Annotated in this window: 20 protein-coding genes; 16 read left to right on the forward strand and 4 right to left on the reverse strand. The window is 66.5% G+C overall.

Translation table 11 applies throughout. The annotated features are described in order from the left end of the window. The first annotated feature begins 316 nt into the window (after positions 1–316). From IFU00_02120 to corA, 4 genes are all read left to right on the forward strand, one after another. Positions 317–1,171: a TonB C-terminal domain-containing protein gene (locus tag IFU00_02120; protein ID MBD8541076.1), complete on the forward strand. Its 855-nt coding sequence runs from the start codon at positions 317–319 to the stop codon at positions 1,169–1,171. After that, positions 1,168–1,983, forward strand: coding sequence for a shikimate dehydrogenase (gene aroE / locus IFU00_02125; GenBank protein ID MBD8541077.1), 816 nt, complete (start codon positions 1,168–1,170; stop codon positions 1,981–1,983). The genes IFU00_02120 and aroE overlap by 4 nt, the downstream gene beginning before the upstream one ends. A gap of 12 nt (positions 1,984–1,995) precedes the next feature. Next, on the forward strand, positions 1,996–2,754 hold the full coding sequence (mtgA, locus tag IFU00_02130) for a monofunctional biosynthetic peptidoglycan transglycosylase (protein ID MBD8541078.1): 759 nt from the start codon (positions 1,996–1,998) through the stop codon (positions 2,752–2,754). Positions 2,755–2,850: 96 nt separating this feature from the next. Continuing rightward, positions 2,851–3,816, forward strand: a complete 966-nt coding sequence (gene corA / locus IFU00_02135; protein MBD8541079.1) for a magnesium/cobalt transporter CorA — start codon at positions 2,851–2,853, stop codon at positions 3,814–3,816. 18 nt (positions 3,817–3,834) lie between these two features. Here corA and hemL read toward each other — a convergent pair whose 3' ends face one another. Both hemL and IFU00_02145 read right to left on the reverse strand, forming a co-directional pair. Further along, positions 3,835–5,133: a glutamate-1-semialdehyde 2,1-aminomutase gene (gene hemL / locus IFU00_02140; GenBank protein ID MBD8541080.1), complete on the reverse strand. Its 1,299-nt coding sequence runs from the start codon at positions 5,131–5,133 to the stop codon at positions 3,835–3,837. A gap of 50 nt (positions 5,134–5,183) precedes the next feature. Next, complete coding sequence (locus IFU00_02145; protein MBD8541081.1) at positions 5,184–5,993, reverse strand: bifunctional hydroxymethylpyrimidine kinase/phosphomethylpyrimidine kinase; 810 nt, start codon at positions 5,991–5,993, stop codon at positions 5,184–5,186. A 98-nt stretch (positions 5,994–6,091) separates the two neighbouring features. Between IFU00_02145 and IFU00_02150 the strand changes: the two genes are divergently transcribed. The 6 genes from IFU00_02150 (at position 6,092) to IFU00_02175 (ending at position 15,370) form a co-directional block, all read left to right on the forward strand. After that, positions 6,092–6,244, forward strand: coding sequence for a rubredoxin (locus IFU00_02150; protein ID MBD8541082.1), 153 nt, complete (start codon positions 6,092–6,094; stop codon positions 6,242–6,244). Positions 6,245–6,382: 138 nt separating this feature from the next. Next, a complete protein-coding gene (locus IFU00_02155) occupies positions 6,383–6,778 on the forward strand; it encodes a response regulator (protein MBD8541083.1) in 396 nt (131 codons plus the stop codon). Between the two features lie 32 nt (positions 6,779–6,810). After that, a complete protein-coding gene (locus IFU00_02160; GenBank protein MBD8541084.1) occupies positions 6,811–7,203 on the forward strand; it encodes a response regulator in 393 nt (130 codons plus the stop codon). After that, a complete protein-coding gene (locus IFU00_02165) occupies positions 7,200–7,745 on the forward strand; it encodes a chemotaxis protein CheW (protein MBD8541085.1) in 546 nt (181 codons plus the stop codon). Before IFU00_02160 ends, IFU00_02165 begins: the two co-directional genes overlap by 4 nt. A gap of 34 nt (positions 7,746–7,779) precedes the next feature. Continuing rightward, complete coding sequence (locus IFU00_02170) at positions 7,780–10,059, forward strand: methyl-accepting chemotaxis protein (protein MBD8541086.1); 2,280 nt, start codon at positions 7,780–7,782, stop codon at positions 10,057–10,059. Positions 10,060–10,066: 7 nt separating this feature from the next. Beyond that, a complete protein-coding gene (locus IFU00_02175; GenBank protein ID MBD8541087.1) occupies positions 10,067–15,370 on the forward strand; it encodes an Hpt domain-containing protein in 5,304 nt (1,767 codons plus the stop codon). Between the two features lie 17 nt (positions 15,371–15,387). Here the strand turns inward: IFU00_02175 and IFU00_02180 are convergent, their stop codons facing one another. Further along, positions 15,388–16,878 carry a deoxyribodipyrimidine photo-lyase gene (locus tag IFU00_02180; protein MBD8541088.1) on the reverse strand — a complete coding sequence of 497 codons (1,491 nt, stop codon included), beginning with the start codon at positions 16,876–16,878 and terminating at the stop codon, positions 15,388–15,390. A 236-nt stretch (positions 16,879–17,114) separates the two neighbouring features. Here IFU00_02180 and IFU00_02185 point away from each other — a divergent pair, with 236 nt between their 5' ends. The 6 genes from IFU00_02185 to IFU00_02210 are packed head-to-tail and all read left to right on the forward strand — an operon-like array spanning position 17,115 to position 21,723. Further along, positions 17,115–17,729 (forward strand): YqgE/AlgH family protein, encoded by a 615-nt coding sequence (locus IFU00_02185; GenBank protein MBD8541089.1) that lies wholly within the window; start codon positions 17,115–17,117, stop codon positions 17,727–17,729. 26 nt (positions 17,730–17,755) lie between these two features. Then, entirely contained in the window at positions 17,756–18,142 is a 387-nt protein-coding gene (gene ruvX / locus IFU00_02190) for a Holliday junction resolvase RuvX (protein ID MBD8541090.1), read from the forward strand. A 4-nt stretch (positions 18,143–18,146) separates the two neighbouring features. Further along, a complete protein-coding gene (gene pyrR / locus IFU00_02195) occupies positions 18,147–18,677 on the forward strand; it encodes a bifunctional pyr operon transcriptional regulator/uracil phosphoribosyltransferase PyrR (protein ID MBD8541091.1) in 531 nt (176 codons plus the stop codon). Continuing rightward, positions 18,658–19,632 (forward strand): aspartate carbamoyltransferase catalytic subunit, encoded by a 975-nt coding sequence (locus tag IFU00_02200; GenBank protein ID MBD8541092.1) that lies wholly within the window; start codon positions 18,658–18,660, stop codon positions 19,630–19,632. The genes pyrR and IFU00_02200 overlap by 20 nt, the downstream gene beginning before the upstream one ends. Continuing rightward, complete coding sequence (locus IFU00_02205) at positions 19,629–20,924, forward strand: dihydroorotase (protein ID MBD8541093.1); 1,296 nt, start codon at positions 19,629–19,631, stop codon at positions 20,922–20,924. The genes IFU00_02200 and IFU00_02205 overlap by 4 nt, the downstream gene beginning before the upstream one ends. A 55-nt stretch (positions 20,925–20,979) precedes the next feature. Continuing rightward, positions 20,980–21,723: a 1-acyl-sn-glycerol-3-phosphate acyltransferase gene (locus IFU00_02210; protein ID MBD8541094.1), complete on the forward strand. Its 744-nt coding sequence runs from the start codon at positions 20,980–20,982 to the stop codon at positions 21,721–21,723. Position 21,724: 1 nt separating this feature from the next. On the opposite strand, the gene IFU00_02215 is transcribed toward IFU00_02210, so the two are convergent. Then, positions 21,725–22,573 (reverse strand): symmetrical bis(5'-nucleosyl)-tetraphosphatase, encoded by an 849-nt coding sequence (locus tag IFU00_02215; protein ID MBD8541095.1) that lies wholly within the window; start codon positions 22,571–22,573, stop codon positions 21,725–21,727. Positions 22,574–22,676 lie beyond the last annotated feature (103 nt).

The following is a 22,676-nucleotide window of genomic DNA, read 5'->3' on the forward strand; positions in this document are numbered from 1 at the left end:
GACGCCTTTGATCCTGAGGTATGCATCGTTCGCCATGTCGCTCTGCCTTGTGAGTTGGATAAGGTCGACGATTATTCACCCTGTATGGCGCTGTAGGCTTGTCACGAGTCAGGGTCGTAGGTGCCTGAGATCAAGCGGACATGGAAGAATTGGCAAGGCCATTCAACCCTCCGGCTACTATTGTCGAACGCACCACGTTATCCCGCACGCCAATTCCACCTCCCCCTATGGGTTCGCCTCAGGTTAGAATGAATCAATTCTCCGATTCAATTCTCACCCGCAGCGCGTGAAGTCTCTCCTACACAACCGTCCCCTGATCATTGCCCTGGCCGTATCGGTGGCAGCCCACGCGGCGCTGCTGGCGGTGCGTTTTGCTGCGCCTGAAACGTTCCGCCAGACCCCGGCCGACCCAGGGCTCGAAGTCATCCTCGTCAACGCCAAGCACGACCGGGCGCCGGCCAAGGCCGATGCACTGGCCCAGGCGAACCTGGACGGCGGCGGCACCGCCGAAGCGGGCCGCGCCAAGTCGCCGCTGCCCGACCTGCGCAAGGTCGAGGATGGCGACAGCATCAAGGCCCTGCAGCGCCGCATCGCCGCGCTCGAGCAGATCCAGCAGGACGTCGTCACGCGCGCCCGCACGTCGAGCTTTACCGCGCCACCGGTCACCGAACGGGAAAAGCCGGATCCGTCGCGTACGGGCGAGGACAACCTCGACACGTCGCGCGCCATCTCGCGCAGCGCTGCCGAAATCTTCGAGCGCATCGAAGAAGAAAACCGCCGCCCGAAACGCACGAAGATCACGCCGAGCACGCGCGAGGCCGGGTACGCGCTGTACTACAAGGCGATGCAGAAGCGGATCGAGGAAGTCGGCACGCTGAACTTCCCGCAGCAGGCCGGCAAGAAGCTGTATGGCGAACTGGTGGTGTACATCCCCGTCTACCAGGATGGCACGCTGTACCTGAAGGATGGCGGCCCGAAGGTCGAGCGCAGCTCGGGCAATCCCGCGCTCGACAAGGCGGCGCTCGACATCGTGCGCCGCTCGGCGCCGTACGGCGCGTTCCCGGCCAATATGCGCACCAAGGGCAAGGACGATCTGTGGGAAGTGTTTACGCGCTTCCAGTTCACCCGCGAAGAGAGCCTGCGCGCAACCCTGGGGAATGCATCGCCATGACCGACCGTTACTGCGTTATCGGCAACCCGATTGCCCACAGCAAATCGCCCCGGATCCACGCGCAATATGCCGCAGAGCTGGGCGAGGATCTCCAGTATGAACAATGCCTGGCGCCCGTCGATGGCTTTGCCGCGACGGTGGCGCGCCTGGTCGACGAAGGCTACAAGGGCGCCAACGTCACCGTGCCATTCAAGCTCGACGCTGCGCGCCTGGCCACACGTTTGACCCCGCGCGCGCAGGCGGCCGGCGCCGTCAATACGCTGGTGTTCGATGGCGGCGAGATCGTCGGCGACAACACGGACGGCGTGGGCCTGGTGGCCGACATCGTGCGCAATGCCGGCGTGTCACTGGACGGTAAACGCGTGCTGCTGCTGGGCGCCGGTGGCGCCGCCCGTGGCGCGCTGCTGCCGTTGCTGGACGCCGGCCCGCGCCAGATCGTGATTGCCAACCGTACGCTGGCCACCGCTGAAGCGCTGGTGGCCGAGTTTGCCGATCATGCGGCGCGCCTGGCGGTCAGCGGCTTCGCCGATGTCGATGGCCCGTTCGACGTGATCATCAATGCGACGTCGGCCAGCCTGGACGCCGCCGTGCCGCCGGTGCCGGCGACGGTATTCGGCCCGGACACGCTCGCGTTGGATATGATGTACGGAAACAAGCCAACCGTGTTCATGGACTTTGCTGCCGGCCACGGCGCTGCCGTGCGCGACGGCCTGGGCATGCTGGTGGAGCAGGCCGCCGAAGCGTTCGCGCTGTGGCGGGGCAAGCGGCCGGGCACGGCGCACGTGCTGGCATCGATGCGTCAATCACAATAACAGGGGTAACCCGTGGCTACATCGCGCACGAAGGGATCATCGAAGGCACCAGCGAAGGCGCCAGCCAAGCGCCGCTGGATCAAGTGGATTTTTCTGGGGCCGCTGCTGCTCGTGCTGCTGGTCCAGCTGTATTTCTTCCTGATGGTGTGCTGGTATTCGCAGGTCGATCCCGGCTCGACCAGCTTCATGCGCGCGCAATTGTCGGTACTGCGCGAAACGAATCCCAACGCGACGCTCAAGCACGAATGGGTGCCGTACGAGCGGATTTCGTACAATCTGAAGCGGGCAGTGGTGGCGTCCGAGGACGCCAATTTCAACGAGCACTACGGCGTGGACCTGAAAGCCATCGAGCGTACCTACGAGCGCAACGAGCGCCGGGGCAAGCTGGTGGGCGGCGGCTCGACCATCACGCAGCAACTGGCCAAGAACCTGTTCCTGTCCGGCTCGCGCAGCTATCTGCGCAAGGGCCAGGAAACGATCATCGCGTTCATGCTCGAAGCGGTCATGAGCAAGCAGCGCATCCTGGAAATTTACCTGAATGTGGCCGAGTTCGGCCGTGGCGTGTTCGGCGCCGAAGCGGCGGCGCGCTATTACTTCAAGACATCCGCCGCCAAACTGAGCACGGCGCAAGCCGCGCGCCTGGCCGTGATGCTGCCCAATCCCCGCTTCTACGACAAGAACCGCTCGACCCGCTACCTGGAGCGCCGCACCAGCACGATCCAGCGCCGGATCCCGTCGGCCGACGTGCCACGTGCGGATGAGCGGCCATAAACGCGCGTTTATGGCGCTGGAGTTGGCTCAGCGGCGGGCAAACGGTTACACTTGCGCTACTTTTGTCGACCGGCCAAGAATAGCGAGACCCAGCGCATGATCAATGTATTCGTCCTACAGAACGGCCGCCTGAACCAGGTCACGATCGAATCCCGCGAGGAACTCGAAAGCGTGGCGCCGGTCTGGGTCGACCTGACCGACCCGAGCGAAGAAGAGCGCGTCTGGGTCAAGGCCAAGTACAACGTGATCCTGCCGGGCGAAGACGAAGTCCAGGATATCGAAGCATCGGCGCGTTACTACGAAGCCGAAAATGGCGACCTGCACCTGCGCACCGACTTCCTGCTGGAAGAAGAAGACGGCCCGTCGCGCGTGATCACGGTGGCATTCATCTTGTCGGGCAAGATCCTGTTCTCGGTGCACAACGACGACTTGCCGGTGTTCCGCCTGGTGCGCATGCGCGCCCGTTCGCGGCCCGGTTCGATCGAAGACTATATGGACGTGCTGCTCGACCTGTACGCGACCGACGCCGAGTATTCGGCCGACTCGCTCGAGGGCATCTACGAAAGTCTCGAAGAAGTCTCGACCCGCGTGCTGCAGAAAGAATTTACCGACCAGGACGCGGCCGCGGCACTGAACGCGATCGCGCACGAGGAAGACTTGAACGGCCGCATCCGCCGCAACATGATGGACACGCGCCGCGCAGTCAGCTTCCTGATGCGCGGGCGCCTGCTAAACTCGGACCAGTTCGAGGAAGCGCGCCAGATCCTGCGCGACATCGAGTCGCTCGACGGCCACACCTCGTTCCTGTTCGACAAGGTGAACTTCCTGATGGACGCCACGGTCGGCTTCATCAACATCAACCAGAACAAGATCATCAAGATCTTCTCGGTGGCCTCGGTCGCGTTCCTGCCGCCGACGCTGATTGCCAGCGTCTACGGCATGAACTTCGACGTGATGCCCGAACTACAATGGCGTTTCGGCTACCCGCTGGCCATTGTGTTGATGATTGCCTGCGGCGTGGCGCCGCTGTGGTATTTCAGGCGGCGTGGCTGGCTGAAGTAATCCAGCCAGCCCTGCGGGTCACCCGATCCGCTTGAACACGCGCCGCGCCGCTTCGATCGTCTCGTCGATCGCCGCGTCGTCGTGCTGGATCGACACGAAGCCTGCCTCGAACATCGCCGGGGCAAAGTACACGCCCTCGTCCAGCATGCCGTGGAAGAAGCGGTTGAAGCGCTCCTTGTCGCCGGCCATCATTTCGCTGTAGCTGCCCGGGACTTCCTTCGAGAAGTACATGCCGAACATGCCGCCCACGGCGTCGCCGCAGAAGTCGATGCCCGCTTCGCGCGCGGCGTCGGTCAAGCCGGCCACCAGGCGGTTCGCCGTCGCGCTCAGGCGCTCGTAGAACCCGGCTTCCTGGATCAGCTTGAGCGTCGTCATGCCCGCCGCTACCGCCACCGGATTGCCCGACAGCGTGCCGGCCTGGTACACCGGGCCGATCGGCGCCATCTTCTGCATCAGCTCGGCGCGCCCGCCGAAGGCCGCCACCGGCATGCCGCCACCGATGACCTTGCCCAGCGCGGTCAGATCGGGCTGGATGCCGTACATGCCCTGTGCGCCTTGCAGGCCCACGCGGAAGCCGCACATCACTTCGTCGAAGATCAGCACCGCGCCGTGCTTCGTGCACAGGGCGCGCATGGCCTGCAGGAATTCGGGTGTGGCGCGGATCAGGTTCATGTTGCCGGCCACCGGCTCGACGATCACGCAGGCGATCTCGTCGCCCATCGTCGCGAACGCGTCTTCCAGTTGCGCCACGTCGTTGTAGTCGAGCACGAGAGTGTGCTTGACGAAGTCTTCCGGCACGCCAGCCGAGGTCGGATTGCCGAAGGTGAGCAGGCCGCTGCCGGCTTTCACCAGCAGCGAGTCGGCGTGGCCGTGGTAGCAGCCTTCGAACTTGACGATCTTGTCGCGACCCGTGGCGCCACGCGCCAGGCGCAGTGCGCTCATCGTCGCTTCGGTGCCTGACGAGACCAGGCGCACCTGCTCGATCGATGGCAGCAGGCGGCAGATTTCTTCGGCGATCTCGATTTCGCCTTCGGTCGGCGCGCCGAACGACAGGCCGTTGGCAGCGGCGGCCTGCACGGCCGACACCACTTCAGGACGGGCGTGGCCGAGGATGGCCGGGCCCCAGGAGCCGATGTAGTCGATATAGCGCTTGCCGTCCGCGTCCCAGAAGTGCGGGCCGAGAGCGCGCGTGATGAAGCGCGGGGTACCGCCGACCGAACGGAAGGCGCGCACCGGCGAATTGACGCCGCCGGGCGTGGTCAGTTGGGCACGGGCAAACAGGGTGTCGTTGCGCGAGGTGGCTTGTTCAGTGGTCATGTTGACGTTTCAAGAAGAGGAAAGACCGTCCCGCGCAGCGCGCTTGAAACTCAGGGACGGAAGAATTTGGCGGGAATGAATTTGCCCATCCCGAAGCGTTGTGCGTTCTCGAGCGCACCAGTGGTGTATTCCTGCGCCACGGCCAGCGCGGTCGGTGCATCCATGCCGCGCGCCATCAGGGCCGTGAACGCGGCCGAGTAGGTGTTGCCGGCGCCCAGGAACGGGCCGGGCAGGTGCTGCCAGTCGACCCGCGCGACTTCGCCGCTGGCGTCGAACAGGCGGTTCGAGCAGGCGCCGGCCGTGTCGCGCGTGCCCGTCACGAGCACGTACTGCAGGCCGGACGAGGTCAGTTCGGCCACGTCTTCGGCGAGGTTGCAGGGATCGTCGTCGCCGCCATCGCGCCACAGTTCGGCCATGCGGCCCAGTTCGGCCTGCGACAGGATCAGGGCGGTGGCTTGCGGCGCCAGAATGGAACGCAGGGCCATCAGCATTTCTTCGTCGCCCATGCCGGCGTCGGGCAGGGCCGACAGGAACGGGTCGAGGATCAGCGGCGCGTCCGGGTAGTCGGACACGATCTCGGCAATGGCGGCCAGGTGCAGCGCAGTGCCCACGGCACCAACCTTGAAGGCGGCGATCGGCATGTCTTCGAGCAGCGCGCGCGCCTGTTCGGCCATCCAGTCGCTATCGAGCTCATACATGTGCTCGACGCGGGCGCTGTCGGACACCAGCAGACCCGCAATGGCCGACAGCCCGTGGCACCCGAGGGCGGCAAAGGCGGCGACGTCCGATTGCACGCCCAGCGCGCCGACGGGATCGCAGACGCCAAAACTCAGGATGAGGGGTAACGGTTGGTTTTGCACGACGGGTAGATTAAGATGCCGGATTCTGATTCCACATTTTACTAGATACAAGGATCAACACCGTGAGTACTGAATCCACCGCCCCGTTCCTGACCTGGATGTGCCTGATCTGCGGCTGGGTATACGATGAAGCTGCCGGCGCACCGGAGGACGGCATTGCGCCGGGCACCCGTTGGGCCGACGTACCGATGAACTGGACCTGTCCCGAGTGCGGCGCACGCAAGGACGACTTTGAAATGACAGCGATATAACACCTGTTGTTGTGCTTGCATGGCATCCTGGTAAGCCACTGATGCCATCGCAAACGTGTAGTTGACTCCCTGCAACACTTTGCGCACAAGAAAGATTCGTTATGCTATCGTGGCACTTCAAGCCGAAGTGAAACGACCATGACGACATCGCCGCAATCATCAAGCCTGACCATCATGGTGATCGATGACAGCAGCACGATCCGCCGGTCAGCAGAGATTTTCCTGACCCAGGCGGGCTACCACGTGGTGCTGGCCGACGATGGCTTCGACGCGCTCGCCAAGATCAACGACCACCATCCTGCGCTCGTGTTCTGCGACATCCTGATGCCGCGTCTCGACGGCTACCAGACCTGCGCGCTGATCAAGAAGAGCGTGCGGTTTCATGCGACCCCGGTGCTGATGCTCTCGTCCAAGGACGGCCTGTTCGACCGCGCGCGCGGCGCGATGGTCGGCGCCAGCGCCTACCTGACCAAACCCTTTACCAAAGACAGCCTGCTGGCGGCCGTGCGCGAGCATGCGCCGGCAGCAGGCTGACGATTCAACCAACGCTGGAGCCCTGCGTGGCCATTCAAAAGATTCTCATCGTCGACGATTCGCCGACCGAACGACTGTACCTGACCGACATCCTGGTCAAGAACGGCTTTACCGTGTGCACCGCCGTCAGTGGCGACGAAGCGATCGAGCGCATTCGCGCCGAGCGCCCGCAACTGATCCTGATGGACGTGGTCATGCCGGGCACCAACGGCTTCCAGGTGACCCGCGCCATCTCGCGCGATCCGGAACTGGCGGCACTGCCGATCATCATCTGCAGCAGCAAGGACCAGGAAACCGACCGTATCTGGGGCATGCGCCAGGGCGCCAAGGAATACCTGGTCAAGCCGGTCGATCCGGCGCGCCTGCTGGCGGCCATTGCGGCGCTGGCCGTGCCGGGCGCTGCTACCGGCAGCGTGAAGGCATGACCACCGACGGCGCGGACGAACGTGCAGGCCGCCGCGATCCCGCGGCGCGGCGCACCCGCCTGCGCCTGTACCAGGAACAGCTGCTCGAACGGATGCAGGCAGCGAAAAACGGCGCCGGCGCCAGCGTGGCGCAGCTGGGCCTGGCCATCGGCGGCGCGCGTTATCTGGTCGACCTGGCCGAAGTGGGCGAGATCGTCGCACCCGTGCCGGTCACGCCCGTGCCGCTGACCCGCCCGTGGTACCTGGGGCTGGCCAATGTGCGCGGCAGCCTGCTGGGCGTGATCGACCTGGCCCGCTATCTCGATGACGAGCAGGTGGCCGCCACGCCGGCCACGCCTGGCAGTACCCCGCGCCTGCTGGTGTTTGCACCTGGCCTGGGCTTGAATTGCGCGCTGCTCGCGTCCGCGGTGTATGGCTTGCGCCATGCCGGGACGATGACGCGCGACGGTGACGCCCTGCGCGATGCCGATGGCAACACATGGATGCCGCTGTCGCTGGCGGCGCTGGTGCGCGAAGAGCGCTTCCTGCACATTGCACGCTAACCGAACACACTAACTTGCAGCACAGGGAGCCGGAATGGGATTCGCCTCGAAATTGACCATGAATGTCTTCGCCAGGGGTGGCGCAGCCGATGACGCGATGCGGCCGGTAACACCGGTCCCCGTCGCCGATGCTGCGGCGCCCGATGCGGTTGCCAGCGGTTCGGCCGCCGCCGCGGCGCGGCGCCTGGGTGGCTTTCGTGGCCGTGACGACGGCGCCGCCGATGGCGGTGGCGACATGCGCGCCACGCTCATGGGCAGCGGCTTCCAGCCGAATCGCCTGCGCCTGTTGCTGGGCGCCGTCGCCGCCGGCGCGGTGCTGACCGTGCTGGCCATGTGGCAGAACGCCGCCAGCGACGCCCGCCTGGCGGGGCAGAGCCAGGTGGCCGGTGACGCCGTGATGCACTCGCAGCGTTTCGCCAAGGCGGCGCCGATCGCGCTGCGTGGCGATGCGCAAGCGTTCTTCCAGCTGGAAGAGAGCCGCACCGAACTGGGTCGCGAACTCGATCTGCTGGCGCGTGGAGGCCAATCGCCGACCGGCCGCATTCCCGCCGCCAGCGGTCCCCGTGCCGACGACCTGCAAAAAGCCATCGTGCTGTGGAACCGCTCGTCCAAGGCCGCTGCCAACATTCTCGGCAACCGGCGCAACCTGATCGCCTTCGGCGCGAGCCTGGCCCAGTACGAAGAAGTGGGGCCGGAACTGGTCGCCATTGCCGAACGCCTGCAGCGCGACGAGGCCACCGACGCCCGGCGCCAGATGGCGGCACTAAGCCTGCTGTCGGTGACCCAGCGCCTGACGGCCGGCGCCCAGACCTTCAACACGCCGGGTTCGACCCAGAACGCGGTGACCTACATCCTGGGCGACATCGCCTCGCTCGAAGCGCTCGTCGACGGCCTGCTCGATGGCGGCGGCCGTTTTGGCCTGGCGCCACTGACGGACCTCGAAATGCGCGTGCGCCTGTCGCGCACCCGTGACAGCCTGCGCGAATACGTCAAGACCGTCACCCCGCTGATCGGCAACCTGACCAGCTACGCCGGCGCCCGCGCCGCCGAGCGCCTGATTTCGCGCGACAGCGAACCGCTGCGCGTGATGCTCGCCAAGCTGCACATGGATTACCAGCGCGACCAGGCCGGGATCAGCCCGTGGTTCTGGCTGGCCATCGGCGCCGGCGTGTTCACGCTGCTGGCTACCCTGGGCACCACCCGCGCCATGTTGCAGGAATCGCGTGAACGCGCCGCCGGCGCCGAAGGGCGCCGCCAGGAAGCCGAAGCGATGCGCCACCTGGCGCAGACCAAGGAAGAAGAAGCCAAGGCCACCAATGAACAGAATCAGGCCGCCATTTTGCGCCTGATGAACGAACTGCAGGACGTCGCCGACGGTGACCTGACGGTGCAGGCGACGGTGTCGGAAGACATCACCGGCGCGATTGCCGACTCGGTCAACTACACGGTCGAGGAACTGCGCGAGCTGGTCGTGCGGGTCATCCGCACGGCGGAGCAGGTGGCGCGCGCATCGAACGGTGCGCAGGACGTCTCGACCGAACTGCTGGGCGCGGCCGAGCAGCAGTCGCGCGAGATTCAGGATGCGTCGGCGACGACGCTGCGCCTGGCCGGCCTGATTACCGACGTGTCGCGCTCGGCCCTCGAATCGGCCGACGTGGCGCGCCAGTCGGTGGCGGCGGCGGCGCAGGGTTCGACCGCGGTGCAGAATGCGATCGAGGGCATGCAGGAGATCCGCGAGCAGATCCAGGAAACCTCCAAGCGCATCAAGCGCCTGGGCGAATCGTCGCAGGAGATCGGCGAGATCACCGAGCTGATTTCGGACATTACCGAGCAGACCAACGTGCTGGCGCTGAACGCCGCAATCCAGGCTGCATCGGCCGGCGAAGCAGGGCGCGGCTTCTCGGTGGTTGCCGAAGAGGTGCAGCGCCTGGCCGAACGTTCGGGCGACGCGGCCAAGCAGATCGGCGCGCTGGTGCGCACCATTCAGACCGACACCCACGACGCGGTGGCGGCAATGGAAAAATCGACCCAGGGTGTGGTCGAGGGGGCGCGCCTGTCGGACGCCGCCGGCGCCGCGCTGTCGGACATTTCGCGCGTCTCGAACCGCCTCGGTGACCTGATCGGCGACATGTCGACCGCCACCGAACGTCAGGCCACCAAGGCCACCGGCGTGGCCGACAAGATGCAGCAGATCCTGGCCGTGACCGAACAGACCCGCCAGGGTACGCGTCAGACCGCGCTGTCCATTCAGGAACTGGCCACGCTGGCGCAGGAACTGAAGGATTCGGTGTCCCGCTTCCGCGTGGTATCCTGACCGGGCGATGACGACCTTGAACCGCTCCAGCAGTTTTGATACCGGCCCGCTGTCCTGGGTCATTGGCGAAATCCGCGACGCCCTCACACGCGCCGCGACCTCCCTGCGCGACGCAGCGGGCCGTTCGCCCGAGGCGCAGCCAACGCTGCTGCTGCATGCCAAATCGCATCTGCACCAAGCGCACGGCGCCTTGCAGATGGTCGATGTCGAAGGCGTTGGCGTGTTCACCGCCGCCGCCGAAGCGGTGCTCGATCGTTTCAAGGATGGCCAGTTGGCCTGCAACGCCGAGAGCGTGCAGGTGGTGCTGGAAGCCTTCGGTGCGCTGGGCGAATACCTCGACGAACTCCTGGGCGGCGCCCCGCAACAGCCGGCGCGCCTGTTCCCGTATTACCGCGACATGGTCGAACGCCAGGGTGACACCAAGGTCCATCCGGCCGACCTGCTGCCACTGGATCTGTCGGTGCTGCCCGAACTGCCTGCCAGTGCCACTGCCGTGGGCGAGGTCGACATCGCGGCCTGCCGCGCGCAATTCGAAAAAGCCCTGCTGCCGTACCTGAAGGCCGACGACGACGCCGCGCGCCGCGCGCAGGCGCACGACATGGCCGCGGCAATCGCGCCGATCGCAGGCGCGCAGGAAAGCGCGCGCGCGCGCCTGTTCTGGCAGGCGCTGCACGCGTTTGCCACCGTGGTGGCTGGCGGCCAGGTTGCGACCGACCTGTATGTCAAACAGCTCTTTGGCCAGATCAACCTGCAATTGCGGCGCCTGGCCAAGGGCCAGCAGGATTCCCCCGAGACGATGCTGCGCGATGCGCTGTTCTTCGTGGCCGCCGCCTGCGTGCCGGGCCCCGAGGCAGGCGCGCTGCGCCAGGCCCTGGACCTGGACGGCGCGGTGCCGCACGATTACGCCGAACGGCGCTACGGCAAACTCGATCCGCAGGCGCTGAAGGATGCACGCGAAGCGCTGGCCCGCACCAAGTCGGACTGGGACCTGATCGCCGGCGACGGCAAGCCCGACGCCGCCATCGAGAGCGATTTCAACGATGCGCTGGCACGCCTGGCCGGCGCCAGCGACAGGCTGGGCGCGCCCGCGCTGGCGCAGCTGCTGCGAGAGCTGGGCCGCGCGGCGGGCGACTCGGTGCAGTCGGGGCGCGATGACCAGTTCGGGCTGGAGATGGCCGCCGCCATGCTGTTCGTCGAGAACAGCCTGGACCAGCTGCGCCAGTTGCCCGACGATTTTTCGCAGAACGCCGAAGCCGTCGGCGCGCGCCTGTTGGCGCTGGCTGCCGGCGAAACCCCGCCCGATGCGCCGCAGTGGCAGGGCGAACTGGCGCGCCAGATCCAGCAGGGCCAGACCGTGGCCGTGCTGGCAGGCGAGGTCAAGGCCGGCCTGCGCCAGATCGAGAAACTGCTCGACGATTATTACGACGACCCGTCGAAACGCCAGGTGCTGGAACAGGCCGGGCCGGTGCTGCATGGCTTGCAGGGCGCGTTTGCCATCCTCGACCAGGAGCAGGCTGTGCTGACCGTGCGTCACGTCGAGGACGCGGTACGCACGCTGGCCGATAGCGCCAGCGATGTCACCGCGCAGCACGCGTCGCTGCACAATATCGCGCAGAACATCGGCGCCCTGGGCTTCTTCGCCGACCTGCTGGCGCAGGACAGCGCGCTGGCGCGCGGCCGCTTCACGTTCGACACTGATAAACAGCTGCTGCGCGAATTGCCGTTCGAGTTCACCGATGCCGCCGCCGCCGCCGCCGCCGCCGTCGAGACGCCGGTGGCGCCTGTCGCCGGAGCCGACGCACAGGACGACGTCGATGCCGAACTGCTCGGGATCTTCATCGCCGAAGCGCAGGAAGTGCTTGGCGTCGTGGTCGAGACGCTGCCGCGCGCAGCCGACGAGCCGGGCAACCAGGAAACCCTGACGGGCCTGCGCCGTGCCTTCCACACGCTCAAGGGCAGCAGCCGCATGGTGGGCCTGGAAGCCTTCGGCGCGACCGCCGCCAGCATCGAGCGGGTCATGAACATCTGGCTGGCCGACGGCCGCGCGGCCACCGCCGACCTCCTGGCGCTGCTCGCGCACGCCTACGCCGAACTGGATGCCTGGGTGGCCGAACTGGCCGCCGGCCAGGCTTCGCTGCGCGATGGCGCGGCGCTGATCGAGGCGGCGGCGCGGGTGCAGGAGGGCGGCGCGTTCGAGCTGCCGGCCGATGCACAGCCGGATGCGCAGCTCGATGCGCAGTTCGATGCGCAGTTTGATGCGCAGTTTGATGCGCAGTTTGACGATATCCCGGTACTCGACGTGCAGATCACGCCGCCGGGCGAGGATGCCGTGCGGCGCGTGGGCGACCTGACCATTGGCCAGGCGCTGCACGACGTCTACCTGCTCGAAACCGAATCACTGTGCGCCACGCTGGAAGACGCGTTCGCCGCGCTGCGCCAGGACCCGGCGCAGCGTGCATCCGCCGATGCGATCACGGCCGCGCACACGCTGGCCGGCACCTCGGCCACGGTCGGCTACACCGCCCTGTGCGAACTGGCGCATGCGCTGGAAAGAACGCTCGAGAAGCTCACCGTGCCGGGCGCGCCCCTCGACGAGGACGGGCTGGCCCTGTTCGACACGACGCTGGCGCGCATGCGCGCGATGCTGCACGTGTTCACGCTGGGCGAACTGGCCCCGGCGCAGCCGGACCTGATCGAACAGCTGGCCGCGCTGCGCGCGCGCCTGGGCACATCGCCGTTCGACAAGCTCGAACCGGCGCTGGCCAGCCGGCTCGATACGCTGTTTGCCGACGCCTACAAGCAGTTGCTGGCCGAGCCGCCACCGTTCACGGCGCCAGCGCCACGCGCGGCTGCGCCTGCACCGGCAGAGCCGGACGATATCGACGACATCTTCAGCGCATTCGGCGACGACCCGTTCGCGGCGCCGGCGCTGGAACAGGCCGCCCCGCAGCCAGGGGCGGCCGGCTTCGTTGCGGTGACGCCCGATGAAGCGGTGCTGGCCGAACCGGCGCCAGAACCGGTGTCGGAACCGGAAGCTGAACCGGAAGCTGAACCAGAACCTGCACCGGAACCCGATCTGGCGCTCGAGGACCTGCACGAACCCGAGCTGGCCGGCGCCAGCGGGTACGTTGACGAGATCGACGCCGACCTGCTGCCGGTCTTCCTCGAAGAAGCCACCGACCTGCTGCCGCGCATCGGGCACGATCTGCGCCAGTGGCAGCAGGAGCCGTCCAACGCCGGCGTCGCGCAGCGCATGCAGCGCGACCTGCACACGGTCAAGGGCAGCGCGCGCATGGCCGGCGCAATGCGCCTCGGTCAGCATGCGCACGAACTGGAAACGCAGATCGAGAACATGGTCCATGCGGGCACCTCGACGCTGCCGCCGACCGCGTTCGACGAGCTGCTGGCCAACTACGACAGCGCGATGCTGCTGTTCGAGGGCTTGCAGCAGCCGGCCGGGGGCGCGGTGCCTGCTTCGGTGGAAGCCCCCGCGGCCGCGCCGGCCGAGCCGGCCCGCGCGCCGCTGGTGCGCGTACGTGCCGACATCCTCGACCGCGTCGTGAACCAGGCCGGCGAAGTGTCGATCACGCGCTCGCGCCTGGAAAACCAGATCGGCGCACTCAAATCGTCGCTCGGCGACTTCTCGGACAACGTGGGCCGCCTGCGGCGCCAGTTGCGCGAGATCGAGATGCAGGCCGAATCGCAGATCGCCTCGCGTCTGTCGATTGCCGGCGAGCGCGAATTCGATCCGCTCGAATTCGACCGCTTCACGCGCCTGCAGGAACTCACGCGCATGCTGGCCGAAAGCGTCGACGACGTCGCCTCGTTCCAGGAAAGCCTGGCGCGCACGGTCGATTCGGCCAACGAAGAACTGTCGGCCCAGGCGCGCATGACGCGCGACCTGCAGCGCGACCTGATGCGGGTGCGGATGGTGCCGTTTGCCAGCCTGTCCGAGCGCCTGTTCCGCGTCGCGCGCCAGACCGCGAAAGAAACCGACAAGCGCGTCAACCTGGATATCCGGGGCGGCGCCGTGGAAATCGACCGTGGCGTGCTGGAACAGATGGCCGCGCCGTTCGAACACCTGCTGCGCAATGCGATCGTGCACGGCATCGAGCCGCGCGCGGCGCGTCAGAGCGCCGGCAAGGCCGAGACGGGCGAACTGCTGGTGCAGGTCAGCCAGCACGGCAACGAAGTCCTGATCAACTTCAGCGACGACGGCGCGGGGCTGGACCTGGAACGCATCCGCGCCAAGGCGCTGGCCGGCGGCCTGATTGCCGAGGGCGACGAGGCGCCGGACGAACAGGTGACCGACCTGATTTTCGCACCGGGCTTTTCGACGGCGGACACGCTGACCGAACTGGCCGGGCGTGGCGTCGGCATGGACGTGGTGCGCTCCGAAGCGCAGGCGCTGGGCGGACGTGTTGCGGTGGCGTCCGAGGCCGGGCAGGGCGCGCGCTTCACGATCACGCTGCCGCTGACGCTGGCCGTGGCGCAGGTCGTGCTGGTGGTGGCCGGTGGCCGCACCCATGCGGTGCCGTCGACGCTGGTCGAAGCGGTGCAGCAGGTACGCGAGGCCGACCTGGCTGCCGCCATCGACGCCGGCAGCATCGCGTTGGCCGGCCACGAACTGGCGCTGTATGGCTTGCCGGATTTGCTGGGCATGGACGACGACGAGCGCATCACGACGCAGCGTTCGACGCCGGTGCTGGTCTTGAATGGCGGCAGCCGTCGCATCGCGCTGCGCGTCGACGAAGTGCTGGGCAACCGTGAGGTGGTGGTCAAGAACATCGGCCGCCAGCTGGCGCGCATGCCGGGCATCGACGGCGCCACGGTACTGGGTTCGGGCGAGATCGTCCTGATTCTCGATCCGCTGGCACTGGCGCAGCAGCCACAAGGTGCGGCACGTGTGAAGCAGGCCGTCGCGCTGCAAATACGGCGTCCTACCGTGATGGTGGTCGACGATTCGCTGACGGTGAGGCGCGTGACGCAGCGCCTGCTCGAACGCGAAGGCTACCGCGTGGTGCTGGCCAAGGACGGCATCGAGGCGCTGGAGCTGATCGGGCAGGGCGCGCCGGACCTGATGCTGGTCGATATCGAGATGCCGCGCATGGACGGCTTCGACCTGACCCGCAATGTGCGGGGCAATGACGCAACGAAGGCGATCCCGATCATCATGATCACGTCGCGCACGGCCGACAAGCATCGCAACGTGGCGCTTGGACTGGGCGTGAATGCCTACTTCGGCAAGCCGTACCAGGAGACGGTGCTGCTGGCGGCGATCGAGGGCTTGCTGGGCGGCGAATCAGCATAACGCCTTAACGACGGCGTTCAGTCGTCGTTCGCGTCGTCCTTCTCGTCCTCTGCCTTCGCCACCACTTTCTTCACCACCGCAAAGCGCTCCAGTGTGCGCTGCCGCGCCGCGTCGTGCTCCACGACCGGCGCCGGATAATCCCGTCCCAGCACCACCCCGCGCTCTGCCAGCACATCCGGCTTCACCAGCCACGGCGCGTGAATCTGCTTGCCGTCCAGCTTTGCCAGTTGCGGCAGGTAGCGCCGGATGAACTCCCCGCGCGCATCGAAGCGCGTCGATTGCGTGACCGGATTGAAGATCCGGAACCACGGCTGCGCGTCGCACCCGGTCGACGCCGCCCACTGCCAGCCGCCGTTGTTCGACGCCAGCTCATAATCATTGAGCTGGCGCGCGAAATAGCGCTCGCCGCGGCGCCAGTCGATCCCCAGATCCTTGGTCAAAAAACTGGCCGTGACCATGCGCAGCCGGTTGTGCATGAAGCCCGTTTGATTGAGCTGCAGCATCGCCGCATCGACCAGCGGATACCCGGTGCGCCCCTCGCACCAGGCCGCGAACAGCGCGTCGGCTTCGTCCCCGGTTTCCCACTCGACCGCATCGAACGCCGGCTTGAACGAACGTTCGACCACGTGCGGGTTCTGCGACAGCACCATCGCATAGAAGTCACGCCAGATCAGTTCTGACAGCCACACGGACGCACCCGTGCCGCCCGCGCCCGACTGCACCATGTCGCGCGCGCTGCGCACCAGGTGGCGGATCGACGTGGTGCCAAAGCGCAGGTGCGCCGACAGCCGTGAGGTGCCTTCTTCGGCCGGGAAGTCGCGCGCACGACCATAGTCGGCCATCTCGGTCACAAACGCCTCGAACATCTCCTCGGCCCCATCCATCCCGGCAGGCAGTGGCGGCTCGCCCGACGTGAAGCCGATGTCTTCCAGGGCCGGCAGGGCGGCCGGCGCACCAGTGGGCGGCGCGAACGCATGCGCATGGGCGTCGACCGGGTAGGTGGCCAGGGTTTCGGGATGGGCCGCGAGACGCTTGAGCCAGGCGTTCTTGTACGGCGTAAACACCGAGAACACGCCGCCGGCGAGAGTGAGCACTTCCTGCTTCTCGAAGATGACCTGGTCCTTGTAGGTATGGAAGGCGCAGTCGCGCTCGGCCAGTTGTTCGGCCACGGCGAGATCGCGCGCAATGGCCGACGGTTCATGGTCGGTGCCAACATGCACGGCATCGATCCCGAGTTCTTCCGCCAAAGCAACGACTTCATCGCGCGCGCTGCCGTGGCGCACGATCAGGTAGCCTCCAAGGCGACGCAGTTCCGTGTCGAGCTGGGCCAGGCTGGCATGGATGAAACGCAGACGCCGGTCATCCTTTGGCAACTCATCGAGGATGTCGGTGCCGTACACGAACACGCAATACACCTGCTGTGATGAACGCAGGGCGTGGTGCAGGGGGGCGTGGTCGAACGCGCGCAGGTCGCGGCGAAACCAGACTAAAGACTTGCTTAAATTCATCATCGTGTGCGAGGTCAAGGCGGATCCAGATTTTACTGCCCATCATCGAAACGTGTGGCGCCCGAGGAATGCTTCCAATGGCCTCAGGGGCAAATGGGTGTAAACTGTCGAAAAGCGTAAGGTTGTTCTGCAGATATCTGGCAGCCGTTCAACAGAAGTAACAACGCGAGAGTGCGCCTTTTGAGAGCAATCGTATGAAAAAAACCAAAGTTGGCCAAACTCTTCCCATGCCGGGCATGCCCCGTGAGCAGGATGGCTCCCCTGGTATGGCGGGCCCGGCAGCATCCGGCCTGAACCTGGCGAACCACTTCCTGATCGCCATGCCGTCGATCCAGGACCCCGTCTTCGGCGGCACCGTCGTCTATGTCTGCGAGCACAACGACAAGGGCGTGCTCGGCGTGGTCATCAACAAGCCGACCGACATGACGATGGAAACCCTGTTCGACCGCGTCGACCTCAAGCTGGCCGAAGGTTTGCGCGCCACCGTCGTCGACGAGCCGATCATGTTCGGCGGCCCCGTGCAGGACGACCGCGGCTTCGTGCTGCATTCGCCGGGCGGGCGCTATTCGTCGTCGCTGACCGTCACCGACGACGTCTCGTTTACCACCTCGATCGATGTGCTCGAGGCCGTCGCCAACGGCGGTGGCCCGGCGCGCATGCTCGTCTCCATCGGCTATGCCGGCTGGAGCCCGGGCCAGCTCGAAGAAGAAATTTCGCGCAATGGCTGGCTGACGGTGGGCGCCGACGCGCGCGTGCTGTTCGACCTGCCGATCGAAGAGCGCTACCACGCCGCCATCAAGCTGCTGGGCATCGATCCCCTGATGCTCGCCACCGAAGCCGGCCATGCGTAACGTGTTCCTGTACAAGAAACGCGTGCATGGTTGATATCGTTCTTGGCTTCGACTTCGGCATCAAGCGGATTGGCATTGCCATGGGCAACACCCTGACTGGGCAGGCCCAGCCTTTGAGAGTCGTCAGCGCGATCGACAACGCCACCCGCTTCCAGATCATTGGCGAGCTGATCGCCCAATGGCAGCCGGCGCGCTTGATCGTGGGCGAGCCGCGCCATCCCGATGGCGCCGAGCACGACATGACCTTGCGCAGCCGCCGCTTTGCCAACCAGCTGCATGGCCGCTTCAACCTTCCCGTCGAACTGGTCGATGAACGCTATTCGTCGGCCGTGATCGCATCAAAGCGCGGCGAGGTCATCGACGACAAGGCGGCCGCCATTATTTTGCAACAGTATTTTGACGCATCACGCTAACCCTATGCCCACCAACAAACACGCATTCGATGCCGAAGCGCTCTACCGCGAGCTGCTGGCCCAGGTCCGCGCAGGCCTGGACGGCGTCGCCGAGCCGGCCATCGTCGGCATCCATTCGGGCGGCGCCTGGCTGGCCGAGCGCCTTGCGCGCGACCTCGACCTGACGCACCGTCTCGGCTCCATCGACGTCTCGTTCTACCGCGACGACTATGCGCGCAAGGGCCTGCACCCGGACGTGAAACCAACGCATATCCGCTTTGCGGTCGACGGCGCCACCGTGGTGCTGGTCGACGACGTGCTGCAGACCGGCCGCACCACGCGCGCGGCGATCAACGTGCTGTTCGACTACGGCCGTCCGGCCTGCATCCGCCTGGCCGCGCTGGCCGACCGGGGCGGGCGCGAGCTGCCGGTGGCCGCCGATTTCGTCGGCGCCCACGCCGTGCTCGACGCCAACGAGTCGCTGTGCCTGCAGCGCGATGAGACAGGCCAACTTTCGCTTACCATCGAACAAGACAATGCCGATCCTGCACAATAATCCGCAACTGAACAAAAACGGCGAGCTGCAGCACCTGCTCACCATCGAGGGCCTCAAGAAGTCGCACATCGACCACATCCTCGACACCGCATCGAGCTTCGTGGGGATCTCCGACCGCGAAGTCAAGAAGGTCCCGCTCATGCGCGGCAAGAGCGTGTTCAACCTGTTCTTCGAAAATTCGACGCGCACCCGCACCACGTTCGAGATCGCGTCCAAGCGCCTGTCGGCCGACGTCATCAACCTGAACATCCAGGCATCGTCCACCACCAAGGGCGAGTCGCTGCTCGACACGATCGACAATCTGGCCGCGATGCATGCCGACATGTTCGTGGTGCGCCACGCGCAGTCGGGCGCGCCGTACATGATCGCGCAGCACCTGAACCGCACGCGCTCGGATGTCCACGTCGTCAATGCCGGCGACGGGCGCCACGCGCACCCGACCCAGGGCCTGCTCGACATGTACACGATCCGGCACTACAAGAAAGACTTCACGAACCTGCGCGTGGCCATTGTCGGCGACATCCTGCACAGCCGCGTGGCCCGTTCGGACATCCACGCACTGACCACGCTGGGCGTGCCCGAAGTGCGCGCCATCGGCCCGCACACGCTGCTGCCGGGCGGCCTGGATCAGATGGGCGTGCGCACCTTCACCAACATCAATGAGGGGTTGAAGGACGTCGACGTGATCATCATGCTGCGCCTGCAGAACGAGCGCATGAGCGGCGCGCTGCTGCCGTCGGCGCAAGAATACTTCAAGAGCTACGGCCTGACGCCCGAGCGTCTGGCGCTGGCGAAACCCGATGCGATCGTGATGCACCCGGGGCCGATGAACCGCGGCGTCGAGATCGACTCGGCGGTGGCCGACGGCAGCCAGGCAGTGATCCTGCCGCAGGTGACGTTCGGAATCGCGGTACGCATGGCAGTCATGAGCATTTTGGCAGGAACCCACGCATGAAACTCCATATCAAGAACGGGCGCGTGATCGACCCGGCGAACGGCGTCGACGCCGTGCAAGACCTGTTCATCGTCGACGGCAAGATTGCGGCGCTTGGCGTCGCCCCCGAAGGCTTCACGGCCGACCAGAGCATCGATGCGAGCGGCCTCGTGGTCGCCCCGGGCCTGGTCGACCTGTCGGCGCGCCTGCGCGAGCCGGGCTACGAATACAAGGCCACGCTCGAATCCGAGCTGCAGGCGGCGATGCAGGGTGGCGTGACCACGCTGGTCTGCCCGCCCGACACCGACCCGGTGCTCGACGAACCAGGTCTGGTCGAAATGCTCAAGCACCGCGCGCGCATCGTCGACCAGGCCAATGTGCACCCGCTGGGCGCACTGACCGTGGGCCTGAAAGGCCAGGCGCTGACCGAGATGGCCGAACTGACCGAAGCCGGCTGCATCGGCTTTGCGCAGGCCGAGGAACCCATCCTCGACACCAACGTGCTGCTGCGCGCGATGCAGTACGCCAAGACGTTCGACTACACCGTCTGGCTGCGCCCGCAGGACGCGCACATCGGCCGCGGCGGCGTGGCCCATGCCGGCCCGCTGGCCTCGCGCCTCGGCCTGTCCGGCGTGCCGGTGATGTCCGAGACCATCGCGCTGCACACGATCTTCGAGCTGATGCGCTCCACCGGCGCGCGCGTGCACCTGTGCCGGATTTCGTCCGCTGCGGGCCTGGACCTGATTCGCGCCGCAAAGAAAGAAGGTTTGAACCTGACAGTCGACGTGGGCGTGCACCATCTGCACCTGACCGACGCCGACATCGGCTTCTTCGATTCCAACGCGCGCCTCACGCCGCCGCTGCGCTCACAGCGCGACCGCGACGCGATCCGCGCTGCACTCGTCGATGGCACGGTCGATGCGATCTGCTCCGACCACACGCCAGTGGATGACGACGAAAAGCTGCTGCCGTTCGGCGAAGCGTCGCCGGGCGCCACGGGCCTGGAGTTGCTGCTGGCGCTCACGCTCAAGTGGGCGCAAGACCAGCCGCACGGCGCGCAGGACGCCCAGGGCGCGCTGGCGCTGGCGATCGGCAAGATCACCTGCGAAGCGGCGCGCATTGCCGGCCTGCCGGCGGGCACGCTGGGCGTGGGCGCCGCGGCCGATGTCGTGCTGTTCGACCCGGCCGCGCGCTGGCTGGTCGACGGCAAGGCGCTGGCCAGCCAGGGCAAGCACACGCCATTCCTCGGCTACGAGCTGGCCGGGCAGGTGCGCGCGACCGTCGTGCGCGGCCGCGTGGCCTACCAGCGTTGATCCAACCACGGCGCGTGCTTCGCTTCAAGCACGCGCCTTCACTGCGCCCATCACCTTGAATATCCGGCTTGCCTGGCGCCTTGCGCGCGTTACCGTCCATCTGTGCGAAGGATTGGCGACCTGCGCGCTGGTGTTTCCCTTTGCCTCGCCCAGCCAGCGCGCGCGCCTGACGCGTGGCTGGTCCGCGCGCCTGCTGCGCCTGTGCCGCGTGCACGTCGCGCCGGCACTGGGCGTACCCGCGCTCGCGCATGCGCTGGTGGTGGCCAACCACGTGTCATGGCTCGACATCTTCGTCATCAATGCTTTGAGCCCGTGCCGGTTCGTGGCCAAGGCCGAAATTCGCGCCTGGCCCGTGATGGGCCGCCTGGCGGCCGGCGCCGGCACCGTGTTCATTGCGCGCGGCAACCGGCGCGAATTGCGTCACGTGTTCAAGGGGCTGGTCGACGTGTTGCAGAAGGGGGAGCGCGTCGCGCTGTTCCCGGAAGGGACGACCGGCCTGCAAGGCCAGGTGCTGCCATTCCACGCCAACCTGTTCGAGGCGGCGGTCGACGCCGGCGTGCCCGTGCAGCCGTATGCGCTGGCCTATGTCGGCGCCGACGGCGCGCACCATCCGTCGATCGAGTACATCGGCGAGACGACCTTTGTCGACAGCCTGTTCCGGATTTTGCAGGGGCCGCCGGTCACGGCGCGCCTGACTTGCCTGGCGCCCCTGGAAAGCCTTGGTGCACACCGGCGCGAACTGGCGCAGGCATCGCAGGAGGCCGTGGCCACTGCGGTAGCAACCGCAGTCTCACACTAGTTCAGCGCTGCTTGCCGCCGTGCTCGCGGTATTCGGGGCAATCCACCTGCAGCAGCGTGCGGTCATCCAGGCACACGGCCGTCAGCTTGCCGCCCCAGACGCAGCCGCTGTCCAGCCCGACCAGGTTGGGCCGCTGCACCACGCCCAGCGCCGACCAGTGGCCAAACACCACCGTCACGTCCTGCGTGCGGCGCGCCGGCAGGTCGAACCATGGCAGCAGGTCGCTGCCGACCGGGCCGGTGTCGGATTCCTTGTGCTTGAAATCCATCGCGCCATCGGGCGCGCACAGGCGCATGCGCGTGAGCGCATTGACGATGCAGCGCAGGCGCTCGATGCCCGTCAGACTGTCGTCCCAGCGGTCGGGCTGATTGCCGTACATCTGGCTCAGGAAGTCGAGCCAGCCGTCGCCCTGCAGCATGCGTTCGACTTCGCCGGCCAGCGCCATCGTCTGCGCCGCATCCCATTGTGGGGCCACGCCGGCGTGCACCAGCAGGTGATTGTCGACGAACATCGCCAGCGGCCGCGCGCGCAGCCAGGCGATGAGTTCGTCGCGGTCGGGGGCGGCCAGGATCTCGTCGAGCGTGTCGGAGCGGCTCAGGCGCTGAGCGCCGCCGGCCACCGCGATCAGGTGCAGGTCGTGGTTGCCGAGCAGGGCATCGACCCGCCCGCCGCTGGATTCATTGAGCGCTTTCATGCGCCGCAGCGCCATCAGCGATTCGGGGCCGCGGTTGATGAGGTCACCCACGAACAGGATGCGCGCGTCATCGCCCGCGACGAGGGCAATGCGGTCAAGCAGCAGCTGCGCTTCATGTGCGCAGCCCTGGAGGTCGCCAATGGCGTAAGTGGTCATATTCTTGTTCTGGCAGGACATTGCCGTCCTGCTGCCTGGCGTTATGAAAAATGGAGCATATGATGCTCTGGCGGATACTAAATGATTTTACGCGCCAGGGAAG

The sequence above is a fragment of the Oxalobacteraceae sp. CFBP 8761 genome (assembly GCA_014841595.1).
In the GTDB taxonomy this organism is placed as follows: domain Bacteria; phylum Pseudomonadota; class Gammaproteobacteria; order Burkholderiales; family Burkholderiaceae_D; genus Telluria.

What these genes read in the sequence shown, in the direction of transcription:
- aroE (MBD8541077.1), top strand. Translation starts at nt 1,168, where the DNA reads ATGACCGACCGTTACTGCGTTATCGGCAACCCGATTGCCCACAGCAAA.
- corA (MBD8541079.1), top strand. Translation starts at nt 2,851, where the DNA reads ATGATCAATGTATTCGTCCTACAGAACGGCCGCCTGAACCAGGTCACG.
- hemL (MBD8541080.1), bottom strand. Translation starts at nt 5,133, where the DNA reads ATGACCACTGAACAAGCCACCTCGCGCAACGACACCCTGTTTGCCCGT.
- IFU00_02150 (MBD8541082.1), top strand. Translation starts at nt 6,092, where the DNA reads ATGTGCCTGATCTGCGGCTGGGTATACGATGAAGCTGCCGGCGCACCG.
- IFU00_02155 (MBD8541083.1), top strand. Translation starts at nt 6,383, where the DNA reads ATGACGACATCGCCGCAATCATCAAGCCTGACCATCATGGTGATCGAT.
- IFU00_02165 (MBD8541085.1), top strand. Translation starts at nt 7,200, where the DNA reads ATGACCACCGACGGCGCGGACGAACGTGCAGGCCGCCGCGATCCCGCG.
- IFU00_02170 (MBD8541086.1), top strand. Translation starts at nt 7,780, where the DNA reads ATGGGATTCGCCTCGAAATTGACCATGAATGTCTTCGCCAGGGGTGGC.
- IFU00_02175 (MBD8541087.1), top strand. Translation starts at nt 10,067, where the DNA reads ATGACGACCTTGAACCGCTCCAGCAGTTTTGATACCGGCCCGCTGTCC.
- IFU00_02180 (MBD8541088.1), bottom strand. Translation starts at nt 16,878, where the DNA reads ATGAATTTAAGCAAGTCTTTAGTCTGGTTTCGCCGCGACCTGCGCGCG.
- IFU00_02185 (MBD8541089.1), top strand. Translation starts at nt 17,115, where the DNA reads ATGCCCCGTGAGCAGGATGGCTCCCCTGGTATGGCGGGCCCGGCAGCA.
- ruvX (MBD8541090.1), top strand. Translation starts at nt 17,756, where the DNA reads ATGGTTGATATCGTTCTTGGCTTCGACTTCGGCATCAAGCGGATTGGC.
- pyrR (MBD8541091.1), top strand. Translation starts at nt 18,147, where the DNA reads ATGCCCACCAACAAACACGCATTCGATGCCGAAGCGCTCTACCGCGAG.
- IFU00_02200 (MBD8541092.1), top strand. Translation starts at nt 18,658, where the DNA reads ATGCCGATCCTGCACAATAATCCGCAACTGAACAAAAACGGCGAGCTG.
- IFU00_02205 (MBD8541093.1), top strand. Translation starts at nt 19,629, where the DNA reads ATGAAACTCCATATCAAGAACGGGCGCGTGATCGACCCGGCGAACGGC.
- IFU00_02215 (MBD8541095.1), bottom strand. Translation starts at nt 22,573, where the DNA reads ATGACCACTTACGCCATTGGCGACCTCCAGGGCTGCGCACATGAAGCG.